10 protein-coding genes are annotated in these 15,012 nt (G+C 60.9%); 6 read left to right on the top strand and 4 right to left on the bottom strand.

Going from position 1 to position 15,012, the window contains the following annotated elements:
• Window positions 1–67 precede the first annotated feature (67 nt).
• Together smc and AC4PS7_RS10220 are read right to left on the bottom strand one after the other, a co-directional pair.
• Entirely contained in the window at window positions 68–3,556 is a 3,489-nt protein-coding gene (smc, locus tag AC4PS7_RS10225; protein WP_010208525.1) for a chromosome segregation protein SMC, read from the bottom strand.
• A 2-nt stretch (window positions 3,557–3,558) separates the two neighbouring features.
• Window positions 3,559–4,218 carry a GntR family transcriptional regulator gene (locus tag AC4PS7_RS10220; RefSeq protein WP_010208523.1) on the bottom strand — a complete coding sequence of 220 codons (660 nt, stop codon included), beginning with the start codon at window positions 4,216–4,218 and terminating at the stop codon, window positions 3,559–3,561.
• A 280-nt stretch (window positions 4,219–4,498) separates the two neighbouring features.
• On the opposite strand from AC4PS7_RS10220, the gene xdhA reads away from it, so the two are divergent.
• The 4 genes from xdhA to guaD all read left to right on the top strand — a co-directional run bounded on the left by xdhA (window position 4,499) and on the right by guaD (window position 10,619).
• Window positions 4,499–5,947 (top strand): xanthine dehydrogenase small subunit, encoded by a 1,449-nt coding sequence (xdhA, locus tag AC4PS7_RS10215; RefSeq protein ID WP_010208521.1) that lies wholly within the window; start codon window positions 4,499–4,501, stop codon window positions 5,945–5,947.
• Window positions 5,940–8,339 (top strand): xanthine dehydrogenase molybdopterin binding subunit, encoded by a 2,400-nt coding sequence (gene xdhB, locus AC4PS7_RS10210; protein WP_010208520.1) that lies wholly within the window; start codon window positions 5,940–5,942, stop codon window positions 8,337–8,339. The genes xdhA and xdhB overlap by 8 nt, the downstream gene beginning before the upstream one ends.
• A 123-nt stretch (window positions 8,340–8,462) precedes the next feature.
• Window positions 8,463–9,302, top strand: a complete 840-nt coding sequence (gene xdhC, locus AC4PS7_RS10205) for a xanthine dehydrogenase accessory protein XdhC (protein ID WP_010208519.1) — start codon at window positions 8,463–8,465, stop codon at window positions 9,300–9,302.
• Window positions 9,303–9,314: 12 nt separating this feature from the next.
• Window positions 9,315–10,619 carry a guanine deaminase gene (gene guaD, locus AC4PS7_RS10200; RefSeq protein WP_010208518.1) on the top strand — a complete coding sequence of 435 codons (1,305 nt, stop codon included), beginning with the start codon at window positions 9,315–9,317 and terminating at the stop codon, window positions 10,617–10,619.
• A 139-nt stretch (window positions 10,620–10,758) separates the two neighbouring features.
• On the opposite strand, the gene AC4PS7_RS10195 is transcribed toward guaD, so the two are convergent.
• Window positions 10,759–11,523: a GntR family transcriptional regulator gene (locus AC4PS7_RS10195; protein WP_042571911.1), complete on the bottom strand. Its 765-nt coding sequence runs from the start codon at window positions 11,521–11,523 to the stop codon at window positions 10,759–10,761.
• A 226-nt stretch (window positions 11,524–11,749) separates the two neighbouring features.
• Here AC4PS7_RS10195 and AC4PS7_RS10190 point away from each other — a divergent pair, with 226 nt between their 5' ends.
• Window positions 11,750–12,940: a benzoate/H(+) symporter BenE family transporter gene (locus AC4PS7_RS10190; RefSeq protein WP_042571912.1), complete on the top strand. Its 1,191-nt coding sequence runs from the start codon at window positions 11,750–11,752 to the stop codon at window positions 12,938–12,940.
• A 37-nt stretch (window positions 12,941–12,977) separates the two neighbouring features.
• Here the strand turns inward: AC4PS7_RS10190 and AC4PS7_RS10185 are convergent, their stop codons facing one another.
• Window positions 12,978–13,322: a YggL family protein gene (locus AC4PS7_RS10185; protein ID WP_492179393.1), complete on the bottom strand. Its 345-nt coding sequence runs from the start codon at window positions 13,320–13,322 to the stop codon at window positions 12,978–12,980.
• A 238-nt stretch (window positions 13,323–13,560) separates the two neighbouring features.
• On the opposite strand from AC4PS7_RS10185, the gene dacB reads away from it, so the two are divergent.
• Window positions 13,561–15,012: D-alanyl-D-alanine carboxypeptidase/D-alanyl-D-alanine endopeptidase (gene dacB, locus AC4PS7_RS10180; RefSeq protein WP_492179392.1), on the top strand; the 1,452-nt coding region annotated here is incomplete at its 3' end.

Below are 15,012 nucleotides of genomic sequence, written 5' to 3'. Positions count from 1 at the left end.
TTTGCCACTTTCGCCAGACCGGTAAAGCGTCTTACCGCGCGCTATAAAAATTCTGTCCCAACAAGGATCAAGACTCCACCATCGCCATCGCTTCTTCCACATCCACCGCGACCAAACGCGAACAGCCCGGCTCGTGCATCGTTACCCCCATCAATTGGTCAGCCATCTCCATGGCGATCTTGTTGTGGGTGATATAGATGAACTGCACGGTCTGGGACATCTCTTTGACCAACCGCGCATACCGTCCAACGTTAGCGTCATCCAACGGGGCGTCAACTTCGTCGAGCATGCAGAACGGCGCCGGGTTCAACTTGAAGATGGCAAATACCAGAGCCAATGCGGTCAGGGCTTTCTCGCCGCCGGACAACAAATGGATGGTGCTGTTCTTCTTGCCCGGAGGCCGCGCCATGATCGTTACCCCTGTATCGAGTAGATCTTCGCCCGTCAGTTCCAAGTAAGCGCTGCCACCGCCGAAAACTTTTGGGAATAACGCCTGTAAACCGCTATTAATCTGATCAAAGGTATCTTTGAAGCGGTTTCGGGTCTCCTTGTCGATCTTGCGGATCACGTTTTCCAGGGTGTCCAGGGCTTCGACCAAATCAGCGTCCTGGGCATCCAGATAACGTTTACGCTCGGATTGTTGCTGGTATTCGTCGATGGCCGCCAAGTTGATCGCGCCGAGGCGTTGGATACGCGCAGCAATTCGCTCAAGCTCTTCTTCGGCTTCTTTCTCGTTGGCCTGGGCGGTCAGGGTATTGAGCACGCCGTGCAAGTCGTAGCCGTCTTCCAGCAATTGGTCTTGCAGGGTCTTGCGGCGCACGGTCAGGGCTTGCCATTCCATGCGCTGTTGTTCGAGCTGACCGCGGATCAGCTGGGATTGCTGCTCGGCCTGGGTCCGACGTTTTTCGGCGTCGCGTAATTCGCGGTCGGCGTCTTCCAGAGCGATTTGGGCGGTCTTGAGTTCTTCGTCGACGGTCATGCGCTTGTCGAGCAATTCTTCCAGCTTGAGGCGCAACTCCTCCAGCGGCGCTTCGCCCTCTTCCAGGTTGAGGCTCAGTTGCTCGCGCTTTTCAGTGAGGCGTTCGGACTGCATCTCCAGGCGTTCAAGGGCCTGGGCCGTGGACGCGTGCTGGGCCTTGAGCGAACCCAGGCGCACCGCCAACTGGTGGGCATGATCCTTGTGCTGACGGGCTTCCTGGCGCACGCGGTCGAGGCGTTCGCGCAGGCTGTCGCGCTGGGCCAGCAGCAATTCACGCTGCTCGGTGTCGAGCGCCATGCTGTCGAGGGCTTCCTGCAGGTGCAGACGCGCTTCGCCGATCTGTTCGTGTTCCAGGGCGCGCTGCTCGCCCATCTCGGCGACTTCTTCGTCGAGGCGGGTGCGGCGCAAGGTCAATTGCTCGACCTTGGCTTTGCTCGCGGAGAGTTGGGCTTTCAATTCGCCTTGCTGGCGCGCTTCGTCCTGCAACAGGCGGCGCAGGTGTTCGCGGCCGGTCTCTTGCTGACGCTGGGTGGCGCGCAGGGTTTGCAGTTCGGTTTCCAGGCTTTCGAGGGTGGCTTCGCGCTCTTCGCGTTCGGCGATCAGATTGACGATTTCCTGGCCACGGGCCAGGACGCCACTTTCGGCTTCACTGGCGCGGCGTACGCGCAGGAAATGGCGGCCGACCCAGTAGCCGTCGCGGCTGATCAGGCTTTCGCCGGCCGCCAGTTGGCCGCGCTGGGCCAGGGCCTGCTCAAGTGATTCAACCGGTTTGACCTGGCCCAGCCACGGCGACAGATCAATCGCCGCCTCAACCTTATCCAGCAAACTGCCCGGCACCCGCGTGCCATCCGCCGCAGGGCTGAGCAAACGCAAATCGCCCTGGGCAAAACCGGCCAGGTCGAAGCCGCCAAAATCATCCACCAAGACGGCTTGGAGATCGGCACCGAGGACAGTTTCAACCGCCAACTCCCAACCCGCCTCGACCTTCAAGCCTTCCGCCAGGCGCGGGCGCTCGGCCAAATGCTGGTCACGCAGCCATTCAGCGGTGCCGGTGCCGGGGTCCAAGGCGGCTTGCTGCAAGGCTTCCAGGGACGCCAGGCGGCCATTGAGCCGCTGCAAATCACCCTGGGCCTGTTGCTGTGCCTGGGTCGCCTGTTGCAGTTGCTGACGCAATTGCTCCAGGCGCTCCACTTGTTGCTCTTCACTGGCTTCCAGCTCTTCCAGCGTCATTTCGCTTTCAGCCAGCTGCTCGCTCAATTCCATGATCGCCGCGTCTTCCGGGTCGGCGGCAAGCAACACACGCTCTTCCTGCAGACGACGCTGGCGCTCGGCCAGGCGCTCCATACTGGTTTCCAGCTGCTGGATACGCGACTGCTGCACCTCGGCCTGGCGCCGTGGTTCGGCAGACTTCAGGTTGAAGGTGTCCCATTGCTCCTGCCAGCCGTGCATGGTGGTTTCGGATTCTTCCAGCGCGGCAGCGGCTTCTTCGGCGGCGGCGCTGGTGATTTCCTGTTCGGGGGTGAGCATGTCCAGCTCTTCACCGAGGGTCAGCAGCAAGGTGCGGTCGTGGCCCAGGTGCGATTCAGTTTCCAGCCGCGCGCGTTCGGCTTCCTTCAAGTCATCCTGCAACTGACGCAGGCGCTGCTGGCCGTGCTGGATGCTTTGCTCGACGCGGGCGATGTCGCCGCCCACCGAATAGAAGCGGCCCTGCACCAGATTGAAGCGTTCGGACAGGTCATGGTGGCCGTCACGCAAGCGTTCGATGCTGGCGTCGGCGTTGCGCTGCTCGGCCACCAGGGCTTCAAAGCTGATTTCCTGGGTGCCGATGATCGCTTCGCGCTGCCCCACCTGGTCATTCAACGCCTGCCAACGCAAAGCCGACAATTGCGCCTTGAGCTGGCGCTCTTCGCCCTTGTACTCCTGATACTTCTCGGCAGCCTGGGCCTGGCGGTGCAGGCGCTCCAACTGGCGCTCCAGCTCTTCGCGCAGGTCGGTCAGGCGAGCGAGGTTCTCATGGGTGCGGCGGATACGGTTTTCGGTCTCGCGGCGGCGCTCCTTGTACTTGGAGATGCCGGCCGCCTCCTCGATAAAGTTACGCAGGTCTTCGGGCTTGGCTTCGATCAGCTTGGAGATCATGCCCTGCTCGATGATCGAGTAGCTGCGCGGGCCGAGGCCGGTGCCGAGGAAAATATCCGTGATGTCGCGGCGTCGGCACTTGGTGCCGTTGAGGAAGTAGCTGTTCTGGCTGTCGCGGGTCACTTTGCGGCGGATCGAGATTTCCGCGTAGGCCGCGTACTCGCCGATCAAGGTGCCGTCGGAGTTGTCGAACACCAGTTCGATACTGGCCTGGCTCACCGGCTTGCGGCTGGTGGATCCATTGAAGATGACGTCGGTCATCGACTCGCCACGCAGGTTTTTGGCCGAGCTCTCGCCCATCACCCAGCGGACGGCGTCGATGATGTTCGACTTGCCGCAACCGTTGGGCCCGACCACCGCCGCCATGTTACTGGGGAAGTTCACCGTGGTCGGGTCGACGAAGGATTTGAACCCCGCCAGTTTGATGCACTTGAGCCGCACGCTTAGGCGTCCGCCAACGCAGCGATGACCAGCGCGCAACTGCGCTCGCCGTAGGTCGACAGCACTTGACGAATGTGCGGCAGGTCACGGGCCAGTACCGCGGCGAGCAGTTGCTCGAACAGCGCCAGGTACTCGCTCATGGACGCCTTGCGCTGATCCAGCGCCAGGTAATAGGCGCGGTTCATCGCCGGTTGCAGGTTCTCGACGGTTTCCTGCAGGTACGGGTTGTTAGCGAAAGGATAGGCGGCGCGCATTACATTGAAGCTTTCTTCAACGAAGGCGCGGATGTCCTGACGCTCGAAATTGGTGACCAGGCGCTGCTGGATCTGCACGAACGGCGCCATGTCGGCCTGCGTCTGCCAGCCTTGGGCAACCGCATTGCCGAGCAGGATGTACAGCTCGCCCATCAAGGTGCACAGGCTCTGCACCTTGTGCGCAGTGAGCTCTGTGACGTGGGCGCCACGGCGCGGCAGGATCGCGATCAGGTGGCGGCGTTCGAGAATCAGCAAGGCTTCGCGCACGGAGCCACGGCTGACATTGAGCGCCAGCGTGACCTTTTGCTCCTGGATCCGCTCTCCAGGCTTGAGATCGCCGCGAATGATGCGTTCGGCGAGGTGGTGAGCAATTTGCTCGGCGAGACTGTCCGGCGCCTTGAACGTCATGTTTTACCTTCAAAATCTTCTATCGGTACAAGCGCGGCAGTGTAGCGCATTGGCTGGCTGATGGCGCTACGCCCACCTTTCAGAATTTGGCACGGAATAAGCACAGATGAACACCCAGAAGCCCCTAAAAACGCCGGTTCCAGAAGACTGGACCATAATTGAAAGTGTTGCGACCGCATTTTCTTGACCTTCTGGTCAGAAAATCGTTGACCGAAAAGTCAGACATGACTAGATTCGGCGCAAAGCGGTTAACAACAATAATGAGTCTGCGAGGCCTTCCGTGATCCAGTTTTTACTTAACCAGGAACTCCGTAGCGAGCACGCCCTGGACCCCAACCTGACTGTGCTCAACTATTTGCGTGAGCACCTGGGCAAATCCGGTACCAAGGAAGGCTGCGCCAGCGGCGATTGCGGTGCCTGCACTGTGGTGGTGGGCGAGCTGCACACGGATGACACCGGCGCCGAGCAGATTCGTTATCGCAGTCTCAATTCGTGCCTGACCTTTGTGTCGTCGTTGCACGGCAAGCAACTGATCAGCGTCGAAGACCTCAAGCACCAGGGTCAACTGCACAGCGTCCAGAAGGCCATGGTCGAATGCCACGGTTCGCAGTGCGGCTTTTGCACCCCCGGTTTCGTGATGTCGTTGTTCGCCCTGCAAAAGAACAGCGACGCCCCCGACAACCAAAAGGCCCATGAAGCCCTGGCCGGCAACCTGTGCCGCTGCACCGGTTATCGCCCGATTCTCGCCGCCGCCGAACAGGCCTGCTGCAACAAACCCCAGGATCAGTTCGACAGCCGCCAAGCCGAGACCATCGCCCGCCTCAAGGCCATTGCGCCGACGCAAACCGGTGAACTCAACAGCGGCGACAAGCGCTGCCTGGTGCCGCTGACCGTCGCCGACCTCGCCGATCTCTACGACGCCTACCCGCAAGCCCGGCTGCTGGCCGGCGGCACCGACCTGGCGCTGGAAGTCACTCAGTTCCACCGCACGCTGCCGGTGATGATCTACGTCGGCAATATTGAAGAAATGAAGCGTATCGACGACTTCGACGACCGCCTGGAAATCGGCGCTGCCGCCGCCCTCTCCGATTGCTACACCGCGCTGCACCACGCATACCCGGACTTCGGTGAACTGCTGCACCGTTTCGCTTCCCTGCAGATCCGTAACCAGGGCACCCTGGGCGGCAACATCGGCAACGCCTCGCCGATCGGTGACTCGCCGCCGCTGCTGATTGCCCTCGGCGCGCAGATCGTACTGTGCAAGGGCGAAACCCGCCGCACCTTGGCGCTGGAGGATTACTTCATCGACTACCGCGTCACGGCGCGCCAGGACAGCGAGTTCATCGAGAAGATCATCGTTCCCAAGGGCCACGCCTTGTTCCGTGCCTACAAGGTCTCCAAGCGCCTGGACGATGATATTTCCGCCGTCTGCGCCGCGTTCAACCTGAAGATCGATAACGGTGTGATCGGCGAGGCTCGCGTCGCGTTCGGCGGTATGGCCGCCACGCCAAAACGCGCCAAGAACTGCGAGGCGGCGTTGGTCGGCGCCACCTGGAACTGCGCCACCGTGGAAAAGGCCTGCGCCGCCCTCGCCGAGGATTTCACCCCGCTGTCGGACTTCCGCGCCAGCAAGGAATACCGACTGCTCAGCGCCCAGAACCTGCTGCGCAAATACTTCATCGAACTGCAAACGCCGCACATCGAGACTCGGGTGACCGCTTATGTCTAACCATCACGCCGTCGTTAAAACCCAGGCCGAACTCGCCGAGCTGTTCGCACAGGACCTCACCTCTGGCGTGGGCCGCAGCGTCAAGCACGACAGCGCCGCCAAACATGTGTGCGGCGAAGCGCAGTACATCGATGACCGCCTGGAATTCCCCAACCAATTGCACCTGTATGCGCGCATGTCCGACCGTGCCCATGCCCGGATCATCAGCATCGACACCGCGCCCTGCTACGCCTTTGAAGGCGTGCGGATTGTCATCACCCATGAAGACGTGCCGGGCTTGAAGGACATCGGCCCATTGATGCCGGGCGATCCATTGTTGGCGATCGATACGGTGCAGTTCGTCGGCCAGGTCGTGCTGGCGGTAGCCGCCCGCGATCTCGAAACCGCGCGTAAAGCCGCGATGGCCGCCGTGATCGAATACGAAGACCTGGAACCCGTGCTGGACGTGGTCGAGGCGTTTCGCAAGAAGCATTTCGTGCTCGACAGCCACACCCATCAGCGCGGTGATTCGGCAGGCGCACTGGCGACCGCGAAAAACCGCATCCAAGGCACCCTGCATATCGGCGGCCAGGAACACTTCTACCTGGAAACCCAGATTTCTTCGGTAATGCCCACCGAAGACGGCGGCATGATCGTCTATTGCTCCACGCAGAACCCCACCGAAGTGCAGAAACTGGTGGCCGAAGTGCTGGACGTGTCGATGAACAAAATCGTCGTGGACATGCGTCGCATGGGGGGTGGTTTCGGCGGCAAGGAAACCCAGGCCGCAAGCCCGGCGTGCCTGTGCGCGGTGGTCGCGCGCCTCACCGGCCAACCGACCAAGATGCGCCTGCCGCGTGTCGAAGACATGTTGATGACCGGCAAGCGCCACCCCTTCTACATCGAATACGACGTGGGCTTCGACGACACGGGCCGCCTGCACGGAATCAACCTGGAATTGGCGGGCAACTGCGGCTGTTCGCCGGACCTGTCCAACTCGATTGTCGACCGCGCGATGTTCCACTCCGACAACTCGTATTACCTGGGCGATGCCACGGTCAACGGCCATCGCTGCAAGACCAACACGGCGTCCAACACCGCCTATCGCGGTTTCGGCGGCCCGCAAGGCATGGTCGCCATCGAGGAAGTGATGGACGCCATCGCCCGCCATCTGGGCCTCGACCCGCTGGCGGTGCGCAAGATCAATTACTACGGCAAGAACGAGCGCAACGTCACGCACTACTACCAGACCGTCGAGCACAACATGCTCGAAGAGATGACCGCCGAGCTTGAAGCCAGCAGCCAATACGCCGAGCGTCGCGAAGCGATCCGCCTGTACAACGCGCATAGCCCGATCCTGAAAAAAGGCTTGGCGCTGACCCCGGTGAAATTCGGCATTTCGTTTACGGCCAGCTTTCTCAACCAGGCCGGTGCGCTGATCCATATCTACACCGACGGCAGCATCCACCTGAACCACGGCGGCACCGAGATGGGCCAGGGCTTGAACACCAAGGTCGCGCAGGTTGTGGCCGAAGTGTTCCAAGTGGAAATCGACCGCGTTCAAATCACCGCCACCAACACCGACAAGGTACCCAACACCTCGCCGACCGCCGCTTCCAGCGGTGCCGACTTGAACGGCAAGGCTGCGCAGAATGCCGCCGAAACCATCAAGCAGCGCCTGGTGGAGTTCGCCGCACGCAAATACGACGTGAGCGAAGCGGATGTGGCGTTCCACAACGGTCATGTGCGCGTGCGCGATCAGATCCTCACCTTCGAGGCGTTGATCCAGCAGGCGTATTTCGCCCAGGTCTCGCTGTCGAGCACCGGCTTCTACAAGACCCCGAAAATCTACTACGACCGCAGCCAGTCGCGCGGTCGGCCGTTCTACTACTTCGCGTTCGGCGCGGCGTGCTGCGAAGTGATCGTCGACACCCTGACCGGCGAATACAAGATGCTGCGCACCGACATCCTGCACGACGTCGGCGCCTCGCTGAACCCGGCCATCGACATCGGCCAGGTGGAGGGCGGCTTTATCCAGGGCATGGGGTGGCTAACCATGGAAGAACTGGTGTGGAACGACAAAGGCAAGCTGGTGACCAACGGCCCGGCCAGCTACAAGATCCCGGCCGTGGCCGACATGCCGCTGGACCTGCGGGTGAAGCTGGTGGAAAACCGCAAGAACCCGGAAGACACGGTGTTCCATTCCAAGGCCGTGGGCGAACCGCCGTTCATGCTCGGCATCGCGTCGTGGTGCGCGATCAAGGATGCGGTGGCGAGCCTGGGTGACTATCGCCATCAGCCCAAGATCGATGCGCCGGCGACACCGGAGCGGGTGTTGTGGGGGTGTGAGCAGATGCGGCAGTTGAATGCGGCCAGGGCCGTTGAGATTGAAACCGAGATGGCTTCGCTCTAGACCGAGGCGCTGCCATCGCGGGCAAGCCCGGCGCCCACATTTTGATGTGTGAACCCCATCAAATGTGGGAGCTGGCGTGCCTGCGAAGACGGCCGAACTGACAACAGAAAGGTTGAGGTAGACATGAACAACTGGATCAGCGCCCTCGCCGACCTGCAAAACAGGGGCGAACCCTGCGTCCTGGTAACCATCATCGAAGAGCTCGGCTCCACGCCACGCAATGCCGGTTCCAAAATGGTGATCAGCGCCGCGCAGAGTTTCGACACCATCGGTGGCGGGCACTTGGAATACAAGGCAATGCAGATCGCCCGCGACATGCTCGTACGCGGTCAGCAGAACACTCATCTGGAGCGCTTCAGCCTGGGCGCCAGCCTGGGTCAGTGCTGCGGTGGCGTGACCGTGCTGCTCTTCGAACCCATGGGCCAAGTGCAGGCGCAGATCGCGGTATTTGGCGCTGGCCATGTCGGCCGTGCACTGGTGCCGTTGCTGGCCAGCCTGCCGTGCCGGGTGCGCTGGATCGATTCCCGTGACCAGGAGTTTCCGGCACATATACCCCAGGGCGTGCGTAAAATCGTCAGCGAAGAGCCGGTCGACGAAATTGCTGACCTGCCAGTGGGCAGTTACTGCATCGTCATGACCCACAATCATGCGCTGGACTTGGAACTCACCGCCGCCCTGCTCAAACGCAATGACTTTGCCTACTTCGGCCTGATCGGTTCGAAGACCAAACGCGTCAAGTTCGAACACCGCCTGCGAGATCGCGGCTTCGACACCGCGCACTTGCAACGGATGCGCTGCCCCATGGGCCTCACCGAGGTGAAGGGCAAGTTGCCGGTGGAAATCGCCATCTCCATCGCCGGCGAAATCATCGCCACCTATAACGCCAATTTCGGCCAGCACACCGCCAGCGCCGAACCTATTGCCAAACTGCTGCCGGCTTCACGCCGCAGCCAAGCCATTTGAATTGAGATCGCCATGCCTTTAACGCGTAAAGCCTACCGTGCCGCCCTCCTGCACAGCATCGCCGACCCTGCTGAAGTGGGGATCGAAGCCTCCTATGAGTATTTCGAAGACGGCCTGCTGGTGATCGAAAACGGCCAGATCAGCGCTGTCGGCCATGCCAGCGACTTGCTGCCGACCCTGCCTGCCGATATCGACATCACCCACTACCAGGACGCGCTGATCACCCCCGGCCTGATCGACACCCACATCCACCTGCCGCAAACCGGCATGGTCGGCGCCTATGGCGAGCAGTTGCTGGATTGGCTCAACACCTACACCTTCCCGTGCGAAAGCCAGTTCGCCGACAAGGCCCACGCCGAAGAAGTCGCGGATATTTTCATCAAGGAACTGCTGCGCAACGGCACCACCACCGCGCTGGTGTTTGGCAGCGTGCATCCGCAATCGGTGAACGCGTTCTTTGAAGCCGCTGAGAAACTCGATCTGCGCATGATCGCCGGCAAGGTGATGATGGATCGCAACGCGCCGGACTACCTGACCGACACCGCCGAATCCGGCTACCAGGAAAGCAAGGCGCTGATCGAGCGCTGGCACGGCAAGGGCCGCCTGCATTACGCGGTGACGCCGCGCTTTGCGCCGACCAGCACGCCGGAACAACTGGCACTGGCCGGGCAACTGCTGGGCGAATACCCAGACCTGTACATGCAGACGCACATCAGCGAGAACAAGCAGGAAGTGGAATGGGTGAAGGAACTGTTCCCGGAGCGCAACGGTTACCTGGATGTGTACGACCACTACAAATTGCTCGGCGAACGCTCGGTGTTTGCCCATGGCGTGCACCTGTGCGATGACGAGTGCGCGCGGTTGGCGGAGACCGGCTCGGCGGTCGCATTCTGCCCGACCTCGAACTTCTTCCTCGGCAGCGGCTTGTTCAACCTGCCGATGGCCGAGAAGCACAAACTGAATGTGGGCCTGGGCACCGACGTGGGCGGCGGCACCAGCTTCTCGCTGCTGCAGACCCTGAACGAAGCCTACAAGGTCATGCAACTGCAGGGTGCGCGCTTGAGCCCGTTCAAGTCGCTGTACCTGGCCACCCTGGGCGGTGCGCGGGCGCTGCGGTTGGAAGACAAGATCGGCACGCTGCAACCGGGCACTGATGCGGACTTCCTGGTGCTGGATTACAACGCGACACCGCTGCTGAGCTATCGCTTGAAGCAGGCGAAGACCATTGCCGAGACGTTGTTCGTGCTGATGACGCTGGGGGATGATCGGACGGTGTTGCAGACCTATGCGGCCGGCCAGTTGGTGCATCAGCGCTGATCTGAAGCACGCCGGAACCAAATGTGGGAGCGGGCTTGCTCGCGAATGCGCTGGATCAGTCAATACATCGGGTGACTGACACTCAGCATTCGCGAGCAAGCCCGCTCCCACATTTTTAGTCCCAGGTGAACCAGGGTAACTACAGTTTTACCGAGGAGCGCCCTGGCTTCTTGGTCTGCAACAGGTGCGAGAACACCGCATGCAGATCATCCGACGCGCTCTCTTCGTCAAGGTTGAGCTTGCTGTCGATATGATCCATGTGATGCATCATCAAGTTCACCGCCAACGCCGCGTCCCGCGCTTCGATCGCGTCGATCAACTGGGTGTGCTCATCGTAGGAACAGTGAGAGCGGTTGCCGCTTTCGTACTGGGCGATAATCAATGAAGTCTGGGACACCAGGCTACGCTGGAAACTGATCAGCGGCGCGTTCTTCGCCGCTTCGGCCAGCTTGAGGTGGAATTCACCGGAGAGGCGGATACCCGCGCCGCGATCGCCACGGGAAAAGCTGTCGCGCTCGTCGTTGACCATCTGACGCAACTCGGCCAATTGGTCGGCCGTGGCGTGCTGGACTGCCAACTCGGTAATTGCCCGCTCCACCAGACGCCGCGCGAGAAATACCTGGCGTGCTTCCTCGACGCTCGGGCTGGCCACGACCGCGCCGCGATTGGGCCGCAGCAGCACCACACCTTCATGGGCCAGGCGCGACAGGGCGCGGCGGATGATGGTGCGGCTGACGCCGAAGATTTCGCCCAGTGCCTCTTCACTCAATTTGGTACCGGGTGCCAGGCGTTGTTCGAGGATCGCTTCGAAGATATGCGCGTAGACGATATCGTCCTGGGTTCCGCTGCGACCGGCCTTGCCGGCTCGCGGTTGTTTCTTGAGAGGTTGCAACTGTTCGTTCATGGGCACTCGGGTTTGGAGAACGGCGGCGAATTAACGGTAATACGGCAACAGCGGGTCGCTGGCAAGTATCACCTAAAAACAGGGCACATTGTACACAACCCAGTGCGCCAACACACTGTACGGCTGTTTGCGCCGTCGGCTGTATTGCAATGAGTCGTTACGTTTGAGTTTAGGCTTGAATCCGCGCCGTCACCGGCTAAAACCCAGGTAAAAGGAACACCTCTTCATGAACGACGCCACCCAAGCGCCTTTGCGCCCGCTGGCCGACACGTCTGCGTCGGCCGTTGTCGCTGGCTTCATCGCCATGATGACCGGCTACACCAGCTCCCTGGTCCTGATGTTCCAGGCCGGGCAAGCCGCCGGTTTGACCACGGCGCAGATTTCGTCATGGATCTGGGCGATTTCCATCGGCATGGCAGTGTGCAGCATCGGCCTGTCGCTACGCTATCGCACCCCTATCACCATTGCCTGGTCGACACCGGGTGCCGCGCTGCTGATCACCAGCCTGGGCGGTGTGAGTTATGGCGAGGCCATCGGTGCCTATATCACCTGCGCCGTGCTGGTGACGATTTGCGGGATGACCGGCAGCTTTGAAAAATTGGTCAAGCGCATCCCGGCATCGTTGGCGGCCGCCTTGCTGGCAGGGATTCTGTTCAAAATCGGCAGCGAGATCTTCGTCGCCGCGCAGCATCGCACCGGGCTGGTGCTGGGGATGTTCTTCACGTATCTGGTGATCAAGCGCCTGTCGCCCCGTTATGCGGTGCTGGCCGCGCTGCTGATCGGCACCGCATTGTCGGGGTTGATGGAGCTGCTGGACTTCAGCGGTTTTCACCTGGAAGTCGCAACGCCCGTGTGGACAACGCCGCACTTCTCGTTGGCGGCGACCATCAGCATCGGCATTCCGCTGTTCGTGGTCGCGATGACCTCGCAGAACATGCCCGGCGTCGCCGTGCTCAGGGCCGACGGTTACAACGTGCCCGCCTCCCCCTTGATCACCGCCACCGGCCTGGCGTCCCTGGTGCTGGCGCCGTTCGGCTCCCACGGCATCAACCTGGCAGCGATCAGTGCGGCCATCTGCACCGGGCCGCATGCCCATGAAGACCGTAACAAGCGCTACACAGCAGCGGTGTGGTGTGGGGTGTTCTACGGGATTGCCGGGGTGTTCGGCGCGACCTTGGCGGCGTTGTTCGCAGCCTTGCCCAAGGAGCTGGTGCTGTCGATTGCGGCCCTGGCGTTGTTTGGCTCGATCATCAATGGGCTGAGCATCGCCATGAATGAGCCGAAGGAACGGGAAGCGGCGCTGATCACCTTTATGGTCACGGCGTCTGGCTTGACACTGTTTTCCATCGGGTCGGCGTTCTGGGGGATTGTGGCGGGGGTGTTGACGCTGCTGATTCTGAATTGGCGCAAGGCATAAAAAAACGGCGACCCTCAGGTCGCCGTTTTATTTAGTATCACTTAGCCACGTTGATCGGCTTTTCCGGATACCACACGTCCAGCAGCGGGCTGACTTCAGCCTTGGTCAGCTCGGAACGGGTTTTCAGCCAGGCTTCAACAGCAGCACGTTGCTCTTCGGAGACCGAGCCACGCTTCTGCAGGCAGACCAGACCGTAGTCATCACCGCCAACATAGCCCAGGCCGTTGGCTTCCATGGCTTCTTTGATGAATGCTTCGAGGAAAGCGTCGATAGCTTCTTCACTCAGGCCTTCTTTGAAGTCCAGGTTCAGTTCGAAACCCAGCTCTTGAAATTCATCAACGCACAGTTTTTTGCGCAGACGCTGGGAACGGTTAGTCGCCATTGGAACAATCCTCATAAGTAATAACGGGCGGCACTTTAGCAGTTTAAGGCGACGATTGCCCGACTCTCTGGGACAGGCGGCACAATGCCTGTAAAAAAAACGCCGAATACCCGCTATGGTTCAGCTACAAGTGACTCTACCTTGGGGCATAATGCCGACACTTTCATGACCATTGAGGGATTTTTCTTATTTCCCCCTCAACTTTTTCACCCTCCTCAGCAGTAGGGTTTTACTTCTTATGATCAAATCGTTGCGTTCAATCTTTTTTGCCGGCCTTATTCTGCCAGTGGCCTTTTCCGTCTCCGCTGCCCCCGTCAACACCACCCTGCCGCCGAGTGTTCAACAGGCGCTGACCAAAGCCAAAATGCAAAACACAGCGCTGTCCCTGGTGATGATCCCCCTGAACGGTCCGGGTACGCCTACCGTCTTCAATGCCGACGTCTCGGTGAATCCCGCCTCTACCATGAAGCTGGTCACCACCTACGCGGCCCTGGAAATGCTCGGCCCCAACCACCAATGGAAAACCGAGTTCTATACCGACGGCACCCTCAGCGGTGGCGTGCTGCACGGCAACCTGTACCTCAAGGGCGGCGGCGACCCCAAGCTGAACATGGAAAAACTCTGGCTGCTGATGCGCGACCTGCGCGCCAACGGCGTGCAGCAAGTTACCGGCGACCTGGTGCTGGACCGCAGTTTCTTCAACCAGCCGCTGTTGCCGGAATTCAATGACGACGGCAACGATGAGAACAAACCGTTCCTGGTCAAGCCGGACGCGCTGCTGGTCAACCTCAAAGCCCTGCGTTTTGTGACCCGCAATGATTCCGGCCGGGTGCTGGTGTCGGTCGAGCCGCCGATTGCCAGCATCCGCATCGACAACCAGGTCAAGGTCTCCAACGCCAAGCAGTGCACCGGCGACGTGCGCTACAACCCGGTCACCGCCGCCGATGGCAGCGTGACGGTCACGGTCAGCGGCCAATTGGCCGATGGCTGCAGTTCGCAGACCTACTTGTCGCTGCTGGACCACGCCACCTACACCGCTGGCGCCGTGCGCGCGATCTGGAAGGAATTGGGCGGCACCATCCAGGGCCGGGATATCCAGGCGCCAGTGCCCAAGGATGCCAAGGTGCTGGCCCGGGCGTTCTCGCCGGACCTGGCTGAAATCATCCGCGACATCAATAAATACAGTAACAACACCATGGCCCAGCAGTTGTTCCTGAGCCTGGGTGCGCAGTTCCGCAACGATGCCGATGGCGACGATGCCAAGGCTGCACAACGCGTCGTGCGCCAGTGGCTGGCGAAGAAAGGCATCACCGCGCCGCACCTGGTGATGGAGAACGGTTCCGGCCTGTCCCGTGCCGAACGCGTCAGCGCCCGCGAAATGGCGACCATGCTGCAAGCCGCGTGGAAAAGCCCTTACGCCGCGGAATACATCAGCTCGATGCCGATCACCGGCACCGACGGCACCATGCGCAAACGCCTGAAAACCACCGCCATGCGCGGCGAAGCCCACGTCAAAACAGGTACGTTGAACACCGTACGTGCCATCGCCGGGTTCAGCCGTGACAACAATGGCAATACCTGGGCCGTGGTGGCGATCCTCAACGATCCAAAGCCATGGGGCGCTTCGTCGGTGCTGGATCAGGTGCTGCTGGATTTGTATCGCCAGCCTAAGGCAGTGGCGGCCGCTCCC

The sequence above is a fragment of the Pseudomonas sp. DW-iso3 genome (assembly GCF_058725305.1).
This window is presented reverse-complemented; position numbering and strand designations above follow the sequence as displayed.

Excerpts from the sequence above, each read along its gene's own strand:
- AC4PS7_RS10220 (WP_010208523.1), bottom strand. The coding sequence starts at position 4,218 with ATGACGTTCAAGGCGCCGGACAGTCTCGCCGAGCAAATTGCTCACCAC.
- xdhB (WP_010208520.1), top strand. The coding sequence starts at position 5,940 with ATGTCTAACCATCACGCCGTCGTTAAAACCCAGGCCGAACTCGCCGAG.
- xdhC (WP_010208519.1), top strand. The coding sequence starts at position 8,463 with ATGAACAACTGGATCAGCGCCCTCGCCGACCTGCAAAACAGGGGCGAA.
- guaD (WP_010208518.1), top strand. The coding sequence starts at position 9,315 with ATGCCTTTAACGCGTAAAGCCTACCGTGCCGCCCTCCTGCACAGCATC.
- AC4PS7_RS10195 (WP_042571911.1), bottom strand. The coding sequence starts at position 11,523 with ATGAACGAACAGTTGCAACCTCTCAAGAAACAACCGCGAGCCGGCAAG.
- AC4PS7_RS10190 (WP_042571912.1), top strand. The coding sequence starts at position 11,750 with ATGAACGACGCCACCCAAGCGCCTTTGCGCCCGCTGGCCGACACGTCT.
- AC4PS7_RS10185 (WP_492179393.1), bottom strand. The coding sequence starts at position 13,322 with ATGGCGACTAACCGTTCCCAGCGTCTGCGCAAAAAACTGTGCGTTGAT.